We start from the raw sequence: 15,010 nt of genomic DNA on the forward strand, positions 1-15,010 counted from the left end.
GCTTTGACGGTTTCCCAACCATGAGCCGTGGTGTCGACCTGTCGGATCCGCGCTTGCGGCGGCTGCTTCTGCGCGTGGGGCTGCCGTCGATGCTCGGACTTACGATCAATGCCCTGTACCAGGCGGTCGACATGGCTTTTGTCGGCATGCTGGGCGTGGGGCCTGTTTCCGCGATCAGTGCGGCCGCGCCCTTGGCCCTCGGCATGGCCGCGCTGGGGGAGGGGGTTGGTGTGGGCGCGGGGGCGGCGATCTCCCGAGCGCTGGGCAGCGGGCACGATGCGCGCGTGGCCAAGCTGATATCGACCGCGGGGGCGATGGTGCTGGCCCTGGCGGTGGGGCTGCCATTGCTGTTGCTTGTTCTGGGAGGTGAGCTTCCCTTTCTGTTCGCCGGCAGTTCCGAGGCGGTCGGGCTGGCCCAGGACTATGCCGCCGTGATCGTCGTTGGCGGCGGTCTGATCCTGTTTCAGATCCTGTTCGACTTCATCGCGATCGCCCGCGGTCATACGGCGTTCAGCATGTGCACGCTGATGATTGCTTTCGGGGTCAATCTGGCGCTCGACCCGGTCCTGATCTTCGTGCTGGATCTGGGCGTTCTGGGGGCAGCTTATGCGACGGTCATTGCGGCCGGGGTCGCGGTTGCGATCTATCTGCACTACTTCCTGTTCGGGCGCGCTGGGCTCGCCCTGCCTGATCTGCTGCGCCGTCCCCGGACGGCCTTGATGGGGTCGATTGCGGCAATCGGCGGGCCTGCCGCGGCGTCAACGATGCTGACGGCGTTCTCTTTCGCCGTGATGTACCGGATCGCTAGCGATTTCGGCACCGAGAGCGTCGCTGGCCTCGGGATTGCGCTGCGTGTTCTGACCATTGGGATGCTGCCGCTTGCGGGCTTCTGTCTCGGCGCGCAAACGGTCGTGGGACACAGCTGGGGCGGTGGCGACGGTGCCCGCACGCGCCATGCGGTCAGGACCTGCCTCGCGATGGCGGTCGCGTACAGCGCTGCTTACTCGCTCGGGGTGGTCCTCTTCGCCTCCCAGACCGCCGGCCTGTTTACGCACGCGGCGGCGGCACAGGCCTATGCCGTGGAGGCGATTGCGGTCATGCAACCGGCTTTCATCCTCGCCCCGCTCTACATCGTTGCCGGTATGCTGATGCGGGCGAAGGGGCAGGCGGTAACGGCCGGGCTGCTTGCCTTGGCGCCGCAGGGGTACGTGCTGTTGCCGATCGCGATACTCTTTTCCCACGCCTGGGGGTTTGGCGGCCTTGTCGCGGGTCACGCCCTCGCAACCACGCTGACGGCCGTCGTCGCCGCGGTTCTCCTGCAGCAGGATATTGGACGGCCTCGTGTTGTTCGGCGGGTTTCCGTATCGCCGATCGACTGATCTGGGCTGCGATGCCGATTCAGCCCAGGTTGATGGCAAAGCGCAATATGCTTAGAGGTCACCACAAAAGTTTACAATTCAGGCGTGCAAACGGGTTGCATCGGTATCCAGGATGGGCGACGCTCGCGTGTGTGAGCGTTGTGTGACTCATTCCTGATGGATGCGTGATCGAACCCGTGCCTATGTCAGCTCTTTTCCGTTTCGCATGCCGTGCGTGTGCTGCCTCGTTGGTCGCGGCCACGATGTCGCTGGCGTCTCCTGCCCGCGCCGACAAACCGACGATCGCGGTCGAGTCGCCCGTCTTGTTCAGTTCCAAGATCGATCAAAGCGCGATGCGTACGGCCGATCCGTGGCTGCTCGTCGGGCCGTTTGAGCAAGCGCTTCGGGGCAGCCGCCGGTTCACCGTGTTGACCCGGCGGGATGCGCTACAGGCGCGGGTTGCGCAGGAACAGGCGTTGGCGAACAGTCCGGTTTACGCGGGCGACGGTGCTCAGTTCGGCGGTAAGCAGACGGCCCAGTATCTGGTTGCGCTGATCGTCCACGATCTCCGGTTGGAGCGCGACGAGGATCCGATTCCCGAGCTTAACCGCTACCGCCGGATCGACATTGCCGACCTCAGCCTTGAAGTGCAGGTGGTTCAAACCGATTCGGACGAATTGATCGGTACCTACAGCGTTTCGGAACGTCTCACGCGTGGGCCGAAAATGGTGGCCGAAACCGGGGGGCGGGCCGACGTCGATCTGTTGCAACAGGCCGCGACGAAGGCGTCGCGCGAGGTGGTCCAGAAGTTCCTCGATAACGTCTTCCCGATGAAGGTGGCGCGCGCATCCGGTGACACCGTGTGGATTAATTTCGGCGGCGAAGATGCTGTTTCCGAGAACGAGGTCCTGGAGGTGTACGGCGCGGGGGAGCCGCTGCTTGACCCAGATACCGGTGAAAAGCTGGGCGTCGCGGAGGCCTATAAAGGCCGAGTGCGCATCGAACAGGTCAATCCCAAGTTCTCGATCGCAACAGTTCTGTCGACGAACGCGCCAATCAAGGTTGGTGATATCCTTAGGCGCACGCGTTAAACAAATAAGAATTTAAAAACATTTTTTTCGGTATTTAGGATCACTATATCCTTTAATTAATTGGCTAATGCAACGTAAATAAGAAGAACAATTGTCGCATGCTTGATATTTTTCTTGCGCTCTAATTTTTCTGAAACGTATGTTGATCAAGATTAGTTGCGACGTGCGGGCTGCGAACCGGCATCCGACCAACGATCGGCGTTTTTGATAACTGGGGGTTGGGGTATGCGATTGGGGTCTAGCGGGGTGGTGCGTCGAGGTGGCCGGCTCCTGGCCGGGGTGCTTGGCGTCGTCGGTTTGAGCGGGTGTAACGCGACGATTGGGGGCGGCGCGGAGGTTCCCGAACTCATTCCGGCGTCGGGCGCCGGGGTCACACAGACATTCGTCATGGCGGCCGAAGCGAGCCCGCTACATCGCTGCGCGGTCGGTCCACTGCTGGACGGAGAACAGGTGCACCCGCCCGAACGGGTAAAGCCGCAGCTCGTCCGCGCGGAGGTCGATTCAAAGATCGCGGACTTCAACAGCTACACGGCGATCACCCAGAACATCCGGCAAACAGTCGCGGAGCAGTTGGATACCTCGCGCCAGTCGGTGCCGAATCCTTGGGCCGGTCTCGCCCGATCTGAGTCCGCGACCATCCTGGATATGCTGCGGCTGAGCTTCAAATTCGCTGTCTTCCGGACCGGGCGGGCCGACTACACGGCGGACATGTCGCCGATGATCGACCGACTGCATGCGGGCGACATGGTTGCAGCGACCGAGTATCTCGCGGCGAATGCAGCCGGCGCGGTACAGACCGTTGGTCCGGCCGCCGACCTGGCGGAGCGTATCGGCACCTTGGGGTTATTGGAGCGTGGAACGGTCCAATTGGCTGCGGGCGACGTCGATTGTGCTCGGGCCTTTTTCGACCGGGCGGTCGCGCAGTTTCGGGAGAAGGACGCCACCGAAAACTATGTCGACCAGATCTGGGACCATCTGTCGGACGATTATGCCGCGACCGGTTTCGAGACGGTCATGGCGGTCAACTACAAGGCGATCACGGATTTTCTGAACAACGATCCGCGGGTCGACAACAATATCCGCCTGTCCCGTGCCTGGCAGGCTCGGGAGCGTCAGCACTACCAGGACGAGCTTGAGGCCGCCGAACAGGAGCTACGCAGCAAGCGCACCCAGGAAGGCAAGAGCGCGGCGGCGTACAGCAGTCTGCACAACACTTTTGCGAGCGCGTTCGACGAGGCTTGCCTGACCTGTTCGGATATCGCGGATCGGGTCGATACGCCGTATGTGAATCCGCTGGCCGATTTTCTGTCCGCGGCTTGGGCCGAGCAGCAGGCGGAACGCGCCCGGCTTTCGAACGACAGCCTGAGCTTCACGAACGCCCACTCCAAGGCGTTGGTTGCTTACAAGAATGCCGAGGCCCTGCGCGGGGACAACACAACTGTCGCGGACGCGGTAGAGGAGTTGAGCCGCGAAGATCGTCAGCTGTCGCGCGACGGCGCCAATGCCGTGATGGCCAAGCGCGACGGGCGACTGGTGCATCTCGTGATGGACGTTGGCAGCGCGCCCGAGCGTCGGATCGCCAAGCTGATCCTGCCCACCAGCTTGACCACCTTCGTACAGCTCCAGGTGCCGTACTATCAGCCGGTGCCCAAGCAGGTGGATACGGTCCGCATCGAGACGGCCGCGGGTGATGTGGTGGGTGAGGTCCAGCCGCTCGCCGATGTCGAGGCGATGCTGATGCAAACCTTCCAGGACGAACTGCCGCTGCATCTGGGCAAGGCCACGGTCTCCGCCATCGCCACCTATTTGATCCAGCTCCAAGCGAACGAAGCCGCGGGCGGCGGCATTCTGGGCACGCTAGCCGGCAATCTGACCGCCATCGCCGCCGCGGAAGTGACCGAGCCCGGCACGGAATCCTGGACCAGCCTGCCATACGCCGTCGGTGTGGGGCGTCTCCGGTTGCCGGCCGACACCCATGCGTTGCGGCTGGTGAGCTACGACGCCAATGGCCAGCGCCTGGCCAGCGATACCGTGGAACTGCGCGGGCAGGGACCGGCGTTCGTCTACGCCCGGGGCGTCGGCAAGCACCTTGCCGCCCGCGCGTCCCGTGGGCCCGCACGCAAAAATCAGGACCGGAAACCTGATAGCAGCCTGACCGCAGATGCCTCTTACGAAGGAGAGAGCTTGTGACGCCGACCCGCGTCCGTCGTACCCGCAGAACAATCGCTGCAGTCACCGCCGTTGCCCTGCTGGGTCTGGCAGGCTGCGCCTCCCCGAAGCCCGGCGATACGGTATCTGAAGGGCCCGCCGCCCAACATCCCAATGTAGAGCTACGGCTGACCCCAACCGATCTGCAGGACCGGTTGCGCATCGAAGCCATTCGTTCAGGCCAGCTGGGCGAGCTTCGGCGTGTCCAGATCACGCTTCGCAATGTGACGTCCAGCCCGATGACGGTCGAATACCGTGCAGCCTGGCGTGATGCGGCAGGCTTCAAGGTCGGTTCCTCGGATGTCTGGCAGCCGCTCGATCTCGGCTCCGGTGGCATGGACGAACTGCAATTCGGCGCTCCCTCGCCAGCGGGCGAGCGGCTGGTGCTGCAACTGCGGGAAGCGGACTGAACGAAGGTCCAAAGGAACATGGCGGGGCGCGACGTCCTGCGCGTTTGAGATACGGAGCGGTATCGAACGATGGTGACCCGACGACATTTTACCGCCGGCGCGGTGACGGCCCTCTTGCTTGGCGGCTGCGCGTCGACGCAGTACTCACGCACGCCGGCCAACGAACGCGACCCTCTGATCACGGGCCGTTTGACCGGTCAGCAGTTGCGCAGCTTCTCCAAACGGGTAGCGAACAAGCTGCGGACCGAAGCCTTCTTCATCAACGCGGTCTCGGATCTGCGCAACCAAATCGGCCAGACGCCGAACCTCGAAATCGACTCGGTTCGCAACAAGACCACTCAGGACAACCTGAGCATGGAGCAGGTGTACTTCGGCTTCGAGCAGGCGTTCTACGCCACCGACGCGGTCGCGTTCACCCGCAACATGCCGGTCAAGCACCTCTTGCTGGACATGGACCTGTTCGAACAGCAGACCCCCGGTGCGAACGGCCGTACCCTGTTCGATTACGAGCTGATGGTACGGGTCGAGAAGATCCAACTGAGTAGCGATCCCGATGCGCCGGGCGCGGGGTATCGGCGGATCGGGATCGTGAGCGACGTCCTGCGTCTGCAGCGTGACAAGTCGGTCCTATAGCGCCCGCGTGAATTGCCCAAGCCAATAGCCGCTGGAGCGGAGCCGACCACCTTTTCCGGCAACCGTGCCAACCAACACGAGAGACGTGCCAATGCGTTCCTACCTGATGCCGACCTTCCTCGCCGCGGCCGTTCTGGCCGCTCCAGCCGTGCAGGCGCAGACCCAGAGCGGCGCCAAGGAGGTCATGGAGCCGACGATCAAGGTCGCTACCGATAGCCGCCAGCAAGCCGCCACCCATAGCCGCAGCAAGACGCCCGGCGATCTGTGGCAGGCTTGGATGGATAAGAACGGCATCACCGAAGGGGTCAACGACCTCGACAACGGGCAGACCTTCTTCATCGCCAGCGGCAAAGCCCAGGTGCGTGCGGATTTCGGCAGCAACGAATGGGTCAACGCACGTCAGGTGGCCTTCAACAGTGCGCTCCTGGCGGCGAAAAGCGAAATGGCGAATACGGTCGGTGCAATCATGCGCTCGGACCGGGCGGTCGAGGTGCTGCAGCAGGGCGGCGATACGGTACCGCCTCAGCTAAAGCAGGTGCGCGACCAAGTCTCGACGCTGCAGCGGATGCGGAAGCTGACCAACGAGGCGTTGGACGCGCAAATTCAGAAATTCGATCCGGACTGGCAGGGCAAGGATGAGCAAAACCCTCAGCAGAAGCGCGTGCAGTTGCAGGAGCGTTATCAAGAGAAGGTGGCCGCTGGCGCCCAGTTGCTGATCAACGGGGCGATGCCGGTGTTCAATGCCGAGGGTGACAATCTCGACAAGAACTACACCGTCCTGGTCGGCATCGTCTGGTCGCCCCGCATGGCGGCTTTGTCGTCCAGCATCTACAACCCGAATGTCGAGATCCCGAAGGGCCCGAAGACGGCGTCCGTGTCCGAGCAGATCGAGCAGAAGTTGCAGGAGAACCCGAACTTCCTGGCGCTTAGTCAGGGGGCGCGGGTCTGGAATGAAGCCGACGGGAGCAAAGTGATCGTCAGCTTCGCGCCGGTCTATCGGACGCAGTCGAGCACGATCAACGAGCAGAAGGCCGCGCTGATCGGGCGTAGTCAGATCGCGCAGTTCGTGGCCGAGGACGTTGCCAGTCGGCAGATGTCAGATAGTCAGAACACCTTCCGGGCGTATGACGACGGCAGCAGCCAGACCTTTAACAACAACGAGTTCCGTTCGTTGATTCGGGCGAAGGCCAAGCAGATCCGCCTTCAGGGCGCGATCCGGGCGTATAGCTGGAAGGGTCAACATCCCGCCGCCAATGTGCCGATGCAGACGGACGTCTACGTCTGGTCGCCGGACAGCCGGGCGATGGCGCAACGCTTGCAGGAGCTGACCGGCGGGCAGGGGGCCTCGTCCGCTGGCGGTGCGGGTGCCAGCGGCAACCTGGAAACCGGCGCCGGTGATAGCGGCGACGGCAATGTGGCCGCGCCCGCGCGCAGCGGTGCCGGCAGTAACGTCAGCAACTTCTAGGGCCGCGGGATGTCGGTGCGCCCGGAAGGAGAGTCTGTCATGCCTTGTCTGTTCACCATCCGGCGCCTGATCGTCTCGACCGTCGCAGCCGGCGCGTGGGCCCTGCTCGCGTCCGGTCCTGCGGCGGCCGCTGATCTGGTCACGGTGGAAGGGCACGGGTGTCATGTGCGCGGCGGCGAGCAGGCTTCCGACGTTGCGCGGAATGCCGCCCTTGCGGGGGCCAAACGGCAGGCGGTCGACATTTACCGCTCCGAAGTACGCTCGCAGACCGATGCTGGCACCTTCGAGGTGGATAGCGATCGGGCGCGTGCGGCGATTGCCGACGCGCTCACCAACGTCAACGTGCTGTCGTTGACCGAGCAGGACCGCGAGATCTGCGCGAAAATCCGGGGGCAGATCGACCCTGAAGCCATCCGGGCCGTTTTGTCGGATGCTTCCGCAAGCGAGCCCGAGATCGACCCCGGGGCGTTGCAGGGCGATACGCGGTGCCGCGCGTACCTGCCCGCGCGGGTCAAGCTGACCCAGCCACTCGCGGGCGCGGGCCGGGTCGAGACGCGGGACAGCCTGATCCGACGCTTGCAGATGGAAGCGGTGCGGCAGCAGCGCGGCAGCCTCGTGCGTGGGGCCAGTCAGATACTGACCGCCTCCAAGAACGGCGATGTGCGCGAGCGGTTCATGAGCCGCATGCGGGCCCAGGCGCGCGGTCTGGTCAAGTACGACGTCGTTTCGGAAGAGGTGCTGGCGCAGGCCGGCCAGCAGGTCCTGAGTATCACGATCGATGCCCGGGTGTGTGTGCCGCGCGAACCGCTGCCTCGGACCGTGGCGGTGGTCGCGACCCGGTCGACGCGTGGGGCGCCGGTTCCGGAGTTGCGCAACATCCTGGAACAAGAGTTGGCGCACTCCAGCGGCCTTGTCGTTGTCAGCAACAGCGGCCTTTCGGATGTCGAGGTGTCCGCCGAGATTATCAACGTGGGCTTGATCGAGCGTAACCTCACGGCCGCGGATTTAGGGCCGGGGCAGGGCGCGCTCGCGGGACGCTATTATCAACTGACCGCCACGCTCTCCGGAATGGCGACCGTAATGGGTAGCGGGGCGCAGGTCACCCGGCAGGTGGACGTCCGCCAGATGGTGCCGGCGAAGCAGGACAAGCGCTTGGCAACGGAAACGTTCGTCAAACGGAAGATGGTCGCGCTCGCACAGAAACTGCGTTCCGGGCTGGACCGGGAACTCGGCATCGCTGATGCGGCCGGGAACAAGAACGCTGGCGCACAGCCCGGATCGGCCGGCCAGGGAGCAAGTGGCGATGTGGGCGGCGGGCTGAACCATTAACCAGGCCAACTTTGCAACTGTGCAGCACGGGCAGATGGGATGAAACGACGTAGCCTGATCACCGGCCTGTCCGGGGTTCTTGCCGCCTCGACGCTAAGCCGGCCGGGACTTGCGGACCTGCTGGATGATGATCGTCTCGATGCGTTCGATCGGCGCGTGGACCAGGAATTCGAGGCGTTCGACCGGCAAATGGATGCGCGCTTCGCTGCGATGGACCGCGCCATTAAGACCGCGTTCGCCGAAATGGACCGCCGCCTGCGCCGTCGGTGGGGCGAGGCTGTGCAATTGCCAAGCGAGAAAACCTGGGTCGGCTATGATGGCAACCGGGACGAGCGGATCATCGTGGACTACGAGCGGGGCCGTATCGTCGTCCAGGTTCAGGGCGTAACCGATCCGGCTGAGTTGCACCGGCGGCTCGATCGGGTGCTGCAGGCCGATTCCGAGACGTTGGACCAACGCGATGTGGTTGGCCAGTACATTCAGGAACAGGCCAGTCTGGCTGGCGGCTCGGCGGTCAGCGATGGCGGTCGCCAAGGGCAGGACGGTGGGGGGAGTCACGGCCCCGAACTGGGCCCGCTGGTGGATCGGGATGCACGGCCCGAGGTGTCCAGCAAGCCGATCGAGAACAATGCGCAAGGCGCGAAGGTTGCGGGAACCATCGAGGTCCCGATGCTGCCGGACCACACGCGCTTGTCCGCTCAGCGCGTCGCGCCGGTTGCCCGCCGGTTCGCGCGCAACGGCCGCATCCCGCTGTCGCTGGTGTTGTCGATCATCAAGAACGAGAGTGCGTTCAACCCACGCGCCAAATCGCGGATCCCGGCGTTCGGGCTGATGCAGTTGGTCCCGAGCAGCGGAGGACGCGACGCCTTCCGACACGTCCATGGTGAGGATAAGGCACCTTCGCCGGCGTACCTCTACCAGCCGACGCAAAATATCGAACTGGGCTGTGGCTACCTGAACCTGCTGACGAGTCGCTATCTGGCGGATGTCCGCGATCCCAAGAGCCGCGAGTTCTGCGTCATCGCTGCCTACAACACAGGCGCGGGCAATGTCGCGAAGACGTTCGCCGGGACGATGAGCGTTCCCCAGGCTGCGCGGCAGATTAATCGACTGCCCCCGACGCGGGTGTACGATCGCTTGCAGGCGAACCTGCCGTACGATGAGACGAAGGCTTACCTGCGCAAGGTGGTGCGGGATCGGGAAGCCTACCGGGAGTTCGATGCTTAGAGCGCGATCGTTGAGGGTGATTTTACGATCAGACGGGCCCTGATAGGGCATGCGACCGGACCGACCTATCGATCGGAAAATCAGGCGGTCCAGGACGGTTGACGGGTAGGCTGGTCAAGCCGGGCTGTACCGGCTATCCAGGTTTTCAGACCATCAAGCGTGGTGTGCAGGATCTGCCGGCTGTGCGGATCTGCGTGCGACCTCTCGAATGCGACTGTGATGGCTATATGCCGCTGGCCTGTTGGTAGTTGGTGCGACGCGTTTGCATGAAGCAAAATACGAAAGACGAGCGAATCGGCGGTCGGCTACGGCATTTGCGGCAACTGCGAGGGCTTGGCTTGCGCGCGCTGGCAGCCCAGGCCGGATGCTCTCCCAGTTTTTTGTCCCGGGTCGAGAACGGCGCCGTGAACCCGTCTTTGACCATGCTGCACAACCTGGTGCAGGCCCTCGACACGAACATTTCCTCGTTGTTTGCCGACGAGCCGAAAGCCAACGACAAGACCAACGAATACATTGCACATGGGGGCACGCGGCCGGTGCTGTCATTCGATCCGTTGCGTCATGGGCCCGGTATCGAACTCGAACGTTTGATCCCCCAGGCCGCCAGCTATCTGTTACAGGCCAACATCCATATTGTTGCGCCCGGAGGCACCAGTGACGGCGCAATCCAGCACGTTGGGGAGGAGTTGGGTTACGTTTTGCAGGGGCAACTCAAGCTAGAGATTGATGGCGAGAGTTATCGCATCGGCGAAGGTGACAGCTTCTTTTTTAATAGCGAACGACCGCACGGCTATCGCAATCCAGGACCCGGGACGACACGGATCCTCTGGGTGAACACGCCGCCGACTTTCTAGTTTTCCGAACCTTATTCACCTGACAGGCATCGATCCTGCCTTGTTCTGCACGTAACTGGTGCTTGTTAGAGCGCCTAACTCGGTGTTGACGCTGCCTTTTCGTCAAGACCGTTGACCTATATGCAACACCTTTGACACGATCCGCCCCTCGCCAGCGGCACTCACCGTCGCTGAGCGTCACGGTGCATGTCGTCAATTGGCTCGGCACTTGCCCCTCATAATAAAGCTGCGTTCGCATAAAATCGCGACAGGGAGACATCACGTATGAAACTCGGAACCATCGGTGCGGTCACGTCTGCCGCGCTTGCTCTGGCTCTTGGCGTCGCTTCCGCGCCGGCCATGGCCAAGGACAAGGTCACGGTCACGGTCGCCTTCATTGGCCCGCTTTCGGGCGGCGTCTCGTCGGTCGGCCTCGGCGGGCGCAACTCCGCCAAGCTGGCGGTTGATTTGCGCAACCAGGACCCGGAAGCCAAGTACGAATACGAACTGCTGGCGCTGGACGACGAGTGCAAGCCGAACGTCGGCGTCCAGGTTGCCACCCGTGCGGCGTCGAACCGCGACGTTGTCGCTGGCGTCACCCATTACTGCTCCGCCGTCGCGATGGGCACGGTCGACGTCTACCACAAGTTCGGCATGCCGGCTGTGGTGTGGGGCGCTGTGTTGCCGGACGTCACCTACGGTAACTCCTATCCGGAGGTGCACCGCGTCAACGGCACGATGATCAACCAGAACGAGGTGGCCGCGGAATTCATGACCGATCAGGGCTACGAGTCCTGGGTGATCATTCACGACACCACCGACTACGGTCAGGGCCACCAGAAATATTTCTCCGAGGCGCTGGAAAAGAATGGCGGCGAGATCCTCGCGACCTTCGGCGTCACCGCCGATCAGCAGGACTTCACGGCCGAGTTGACCCAGGCCAAGTCGCTGAATCCCGATGTGATCTACTTCGGGGGGCTGACGCCGATCGGCGTGCGTATCCGCTCGCAAATGGAAAAGCTCGGCATCGATGCGCAGTTCGAGGGAACTTCCGGCATCGTTTCGGACGCGTATATCCAGGGCGCCGGCGATCTTGCCGAGGGCACCGTCGCGTTCATTGAGGGGGCGCCGATCGCCAAGCTGCCGGGCGGCCAGTACTTCCAGGAGCAGTACGACAAGGCGAACTTCGACTCCCCGCCGGAGGCTTACGGACCGTTCGCGTTCGCCGCGATGAACCTGGTTCTCGACAAGATCGAGGAGGTCGGCCCGGACCGCCGCAAGGTCCGTGACGCCTTGAACGCGGTCGAAGGACGTGACTCGATCGTGGGCGAGATCACCTTCGACGATCACGGACAGAACGCCGTCGCGTTGATCACCAAGTTCGTGGTCCAGGACGGCAAGTGGGTCGTCTGGGAAGACAGCGAATACGCCTCTGGTGAGCGCAAGCTCAGCGGCATGTAGGATGCGTGCGACCTCCGGCCGGCCGGCACGTGGCGGTTCGGCCGGAGGCTCCCAGACGTCGCCCCGCGACTTTTCTTCTCCCAGCATCACCCCTATTCAGCGGAGCGGAAGGCATGGACCTCTCCTTGCTCAGCCAGTACGTCGTCAACGGCATGATGCTTGGCATGATGTACGCACTGGTGGCCGTGGGCTTTACCCTGTTTTTCGGCGTCCTCGACGTAATCAAATTCTCCCACGGCGACGTGCTGATGGTGGGCGCCTTTGCCGGCTACACGACCTACCTTGGCCTGGAGGCGGCCGGCATCCACAGCCCGATCATCCAGGTTGTCTTGCTGGTCATGGCCTCGGTGGCGTTCGTGGCGGTGCTCGGCGCGCTGATCGCCCGCTACCTGGTGTTACCGCTGTCGAACGCCCCGGCTTTGAACATCCTGCTGGCGACCCTGATGCTGGGGACGGTCCTGCGGGAAAGCGTTCGCCTGTTCTTCCCGAACGGCTCCAATCCAAAGCGCTTTCCGCGCCTTCTGCCCGATACCGTGATCCCGATCGGTGACTTCAATCTGCGTGTCGACAGCTTGATGCTGCTGATCGCGGGATTGGTGGTGATCATCGCGATCAATCTGATCATCAATCGCACAAAGCTGGGACTGGCCATCCGCGCGGTGGCGCAAGACGCGGAAACCGCGCGGACGATGGGCATCAACTTCCAGCTGGTCGTGCTGGTGACCTTCGCGCTCGGCTCCAGCGCGGCGGCGATCGCCGGCGTGATGAACGGCCTCTACTACAACGAGATCAACTTCGGCATGGGGCTGCTGCTGGGCGTGATCGGTTTTGCCTCGGCGATTGTCGGGGGCCTGGGCAATATCTACGGCGCGATCCTGGGCGGTTTTCTGTTCGCGGCGCTGCAGACGGTTGGGGCCGTCGCGATGCCGTTCGCGAGCGCCTACAAGGACGTCTTCGCCTTTGCCGTCATCATCGCGATCATGGCTTGGCGCCCGACCGGGCTGATCCCCGAAAAAACCAGCGAACGGGTGTAGGCGTATGCACAACGAACCTACAGGCGCGGTCGGCGCACGCGCGACCGGCGCCAAGTTGCTGGTCGGACTGGGCGCCGTTGCGCTCCTGACTGGCTACATCGTCGCGTTCCTCATGGCCGAGGAGGAGAGCGTGGTGGCCGGCCTGATCGTTGCGGCCGGCGTGGTGGTGCTCGGCGCCTACCTGATGGGGCTGCTGGCGCAGATGCGCGCGGCCTACCGCGACCACGAGCGGCTGATGCACGCGGCGATCCTGCTTGGCGTGCTGGTGGTCGCCTGGGTGTTCCGGGAAGACCACTTCACGCTGCTGATGCTGACCACGGCGATGCTGTACATGACGGCTTGCCTGGGGCTGAATGTGCAGCTCGGCTACACCGGGGTGCTCAATTTCGCTGGCGCGTCGTTTTTCGGCGTTGGCTGCTACACCGCCGCCGTGCTCGGCGCTGAAACGGCCATACCGCCCCTGTTGATCCTGCCGATCGGTGGGGTAATGGCGGCGCTGGTCGGGTCGGTACTGGTGATCCCGGTGCTGCGCACGCGCGGCCACTACGCCGCGGTGGTGACGATCGCGTTTGCGGTCCTGTTTCGCACCTTCCTGCAGGTGAACGACGCGCTGGGCGGGCCGCAGGGCCTGTCGGTGCCGCAGATGTCGCTGTTCGGCTGGGGCTTCAACTCGAACATCGAGATCGGTTCGTTCTACGCCTCCTTCTACATGAACTACTATTTGCTGGCGCTGCTGCTGCTGGTCATGGCCTTTGCGCTGACCCGTCGGATCGAACGCTCCTGGGTCGGGCTCAGCATGGATGCCACGCGGATCGACGAACTGGCCGCGAGCTGTTTCGGCATCACGCCGGCGCGCTGGAAGATCACCGCCTTCATGTTCGGCAATTTCCTGATCGGCATGGCGGGCGCGCTGCTCGGCATGATGATTAGCTTCATCGCGCCGGCGAACTTCACCTTCGCGGACTCCCTGATCTTCCTGTCGATCGTGCTTCTGGGCGGGATGGGCAGCGTTTGGGGGATCGCGCTGGCCAGCGCGATTGTCGTGCTGCTGCCGGAGAAGCTGCAGATGATCCAGGAATACCGCTTCCTGCTGTTCGCGGCGCTGGTGATCCTGGTGCTGCTGTTCCGTCCGAACGGCCTGCTGCCGCGCGGGCGCAGAGCCTACTTCCCGGATTGGAGGCCGCGATGACCGCCCTGCTTGAGTGCACGCAAATGACCCGGCGGTTCGGTGGGCTGGTCGCGCTGGACGGCTTGGACCTGCAGGTGAACGCCGGTGACATCCTCGGGCTGATCGGTCCGAACGGTTCCGGCAAAACGACCTTCTTCAACGTCCTGACCGGGATCTACGGCTACAGCTACGGCGGTGCTTCGTTCAATGGACAGGACGTCACCAACCTGTCGCCGCAGGCGGTCTATCGTGCCGGGATCGCGCGCACCTTTCAGCGTTCGCGCATGTGCCTGCCGCTGTCGATTTTCGACAACCTGATGATCGGCAACCATAAGCGGCTGGATCAAGGACTCTGGCACAACTTGTTCGCGCGCAAGCGTCTGCGCCAGGAAGTCGAAAGTAGTTTCGAGGAAGCGCGCGAGCTGGTGCGCATCTTCGAGCCAAGACTGGCCGATCAGATGTTCGAGCCGGTCGGCGATTTCCCGATGATCGATCGGCGGCGGATCGAAATCTGCCGCGCCCTGATCAGTCATCCGCGTCTGCTGCTCCTGGACGAGCCATCGGCCGGCATGACTCACGAGGAAACGCGCGCGCTGATGGACGACATTCTGCAGGTGCGCGAGCGCATCGGCGGTCTCACCATCATCATCATCGAACACGAGATGGGCGTGATCGAGCGGGTTACCGACCACTGCGTGGTGCTGAACTTCGGGCAGAAGATCGCCGAGGGCAGCTACAAGGAGGTTTCCTCCGACAGCCACGTGCAGGAAGCCTATCTGGGCGCGGAGTAGCC

Annotated in this window: 13 protein-coding genes; all 13 read left to right on the top strand. The window is 63.3% G+C overall.

All coding sequences use genetic code 11. The features are described from left to right. Positions 1 to 20: 20 nt before the first annotated feature. A complete protein-coding gene (locus RHOSA_RS21895) occupies positions 21 to 1,379 on the top strand; it encodes an MATE family efflux transporter (RefSeq protein ID WP_051432045.1) in 1,359 nt (452 codons plus the stop codon). A 242-nt stretch (positions 1,380 to 1,621) separates the two neighbouring features. Next, entirely contained in the window at positions 1,622 to 2,449 is an 828-nt protein-coding gene (locus tag RHOSA_RS0110655) for a hypothetical protein (RefSeq protein WP_027288651.1), read from the top strand. A 387-nt stretch (positions 2,450 to 2,836) separates the two neighbouring features. Then, positions 2,837 to 4,639, top strand: a complete 1,803-nt coding sequence (locus RHOSA_RS0110660) for a COG3014 family protein (RefSeq protein ID WP_027288652.1) — start codon at positions 2,837 to 2,839, stop codon at positions 4,637 to 4,639. Next, positions 4,636 to 5,067, top strand: a complete 432-nt coding sequence (locus RHOSA_RS0110665) for a DUF1425 domain-containing protein (RefSeq protein ID WP_027288653.1) — start codon at positions 4,636 to 4,638, stop codon at positions 5,065 to 5,067. The genes RHOSA_RS0110660 and RHOSA_RS0110665 overlap by 4 nt, the downstream gene beginning before the upstream one ends. A gap of 69 nt (positions 5,068 to 5,136) precedes the next feature. After that, positions 5,137 to 5,700 (top strand): hypothetical protein, encoded by a 564-nt coding sequence (locus RHOSA_RS0110670; RefSeq protein WP_027288654.1) that lies wholly within the window; start codon positions 5,137 to 5,139, stop codon positions 5,698 to 5,700. 91 nt (positions 5,701 to 5,791) lie between these two features. Then, entirely contained in the window at positions 5,792 to 7,165 is a 1,374-nt protein-coding gene (locus RHOSA_RS0110675) for a DUF6844 domain-containing protein (RefSeq protein WP_027288655.1), read from the top strand. A gap of 39 nt (positions 7,166 to 7,204) precedes the next feature. Then, positions 7,205 to 8,494, top strand: coding sequence for a hypothetical protein (locus tag RHOSA_RS0110680; RefSeq protein ID WP_027288656.1), 1,290 nt, complete (start codon positions 7,205 to 7,207; stop codon positions 8,492 to 8,494). 39 nt (positions 8,495 to 8,533) lie between these two features. After that, positions 8,534 to 9,721, top strand: coding sequence for a transglycosylase SLT domain-containing protein (locus tag RHOSA_RS24255; RefSeq protein ID WP_051432046.1), 1,188 nt, complete (start codon positions 8,534 to 8,536; stop codon positions 9,719 to 9,721). Positions 9,722 to 9,987: 266 nt separating this feature from the next. After that, positions 9,988 to 10,575, top strand: a complete 588-nt coding sequence (locus RHOSA_RS0110690) for a cupin domain-containing protein (protein ID WP_081728652.1) — start codon at positions 9,988 to 9,990, stop codon at positions 10,573 to 10,575. 264 nt (positions 10,576 to 10,839) lie between these two features. Continuing rightward, on the top strand, positions 10,840 to 12,015 hold the full coding sequence (locus RHOSA_RS0110695; RefSeq protein WP_037256083.1) for a branched-chain amino acid ABC transporter substrate-binding protein: 1,176 nt from the start codon (positions 10,840 to 10,842) through the stop codon (positions 12,013 to 12,015). A 113-nt stretch (positions 12,016 to 12,128) separates the two neighbouring features. Continuing rightward, positions 12,129 to 13,049, top strand: a complete 921-nt coding sequence (locus tag RHOSA_RS0110700) for a branched-chain amino acid ABC transporter permease (RefSeq protein ID WP_027288659.1) — start codon at positions 12,129 to 12,131, stop codon at positions 13,047 to 13,049. 4 nt (positions 13,050 to 13,053) lie between these two features. Next, on the top strand, positions 13,054 to 14,238 hold the full coding sequence (locus RHOSA_RS0110705) for a branched-chain amino acid ABC transporter permease (protein ID WP_156092690.1): 1,185 nt from the start codon (positions 13,054 to 13,056) through the stop codon (positions 14,236 to 14,238). Further along, positions 14,235 to 15,008 (top strand): ABC transporter ATP-binding protein, encoded by a 774-nt coding sequence (locus tag RHOSA_RS0110710; RefSeq protein WP_037256085.1) that lies wholly within the window; start codon positions 14,235 to 14,237, stop codon positions 15,006 to 15,008. The genes RHOSA_RS0110705 and RHOSA_RS0110710 overlap by 4 nt, the downstream gene beginning before the upstream one ends. Positions 15,009 to 15,010 lie beyond the last annotated feature (2 nt).

This window comes from Rhodovibrio salinarum DSM 9154, from assembly GCF_000515255.1.
Lineage (GTDB): Bacteria > Pseudomonadota > Alphaproteobacteria > Kiloniellales > Rhodovibrionaceae > Rhodovibrio > Rhodovibrio salinarum.

What these genes read in the sequence shown, in the direction of transcription:
- RHOSA_RS0110660 (WP_027288652.1), top strand. Translation starts at nt 2,837, where the DNA reads ATGGCGGCCGAAGCGAGCCCGCTACATCGCTGCGCGGTCGGTCCACTG.
- RHOSA_RS0110710 (WP_037256085.1), top strand. Translation starts at nt 14,235, where the DNA reads ATGACCGCCCTGCTTGAGTGCACGCAAATGACCCGGCGGTTCGGTGGG.
- RHOSA_RS0110680 (WP_027288656.1), top strand. Translation starts at nt 7,205, where the DNA reads ATGCCTTGTCTGTTCACCATCCGGCGCCTGATCGTCTCGACCGTCGCA.
- RHOSA_RS24255 (WP_051432046.1), top strand. Translation starts at nt 8,534, where the DNA reads ATGAAACGACGTAGCCTGATCACCGGCCTGTCCGGGGTTCTTGCCGCC.
- RHOSA_RS0110705 (WP_156092690.1), top strand. Translation starts at nt 13,054, where the DNA reads ATGCACAACGAACCTACAGGCGCGGTCGGCGCACGCGCGACCGGCGCC.
- RHOSA_RS0110690 (WP_081728652.1), top strand. Translation starts at nt 9,988, where the DNA reads ATGAAGCAAAATACGAAAGACGAGCGAATCGGCGGTCGGCTACGGCAT.
- RHOSA_RS0110655 (WP_027288651.1), top strand. Translation starts at nt 1,622, where the DNA reads ATGTCGCTGGCGTCTCCTGCCCGCGCCGACAAACCGACGATCGCGGTC.
- RHOSA_RS0110700 (WP_027288659.1), top strand. Translation starts at nt 12,129, where the DNA reads ATGGACCTCTCCTTGCTCAGCCAGTACGTCGTCAACGGCATGATGCTT.
- RHOSA_RS21895 (WP_051432045.1), top strand. Translation starts at nt 21, where the DNA reads ATGAGCCGTGGTGTCGACCTGTCGGATCCGCGCTTGCGGCGGCTGCTT.
- RHOSA_RS0110695 (WP_037256083.1), top strand. Translation starts at nt 10,840, where the DNA reads ATGAAACTCGGAACCATCGGTGCGGTCACGTCTGCCGCGCTTGCTCTG.
- RHOSA_RS0110670 (WP_027288654.1), top strand. Translation starts at nt 5,137, where the DNA reads ATGGTGACCCGACGACATTTTACCGCCGGCGCGGTGACGGCCCTCTTG.
- RHOSA_RS0110675 (WP_027288655.1), top strand. Translation starts at nt 5,792, where the DNA reads ATGCGTTCCTACCTGATGCCGACCTTCCTCGCCGCGGCCGTTCTGGCC.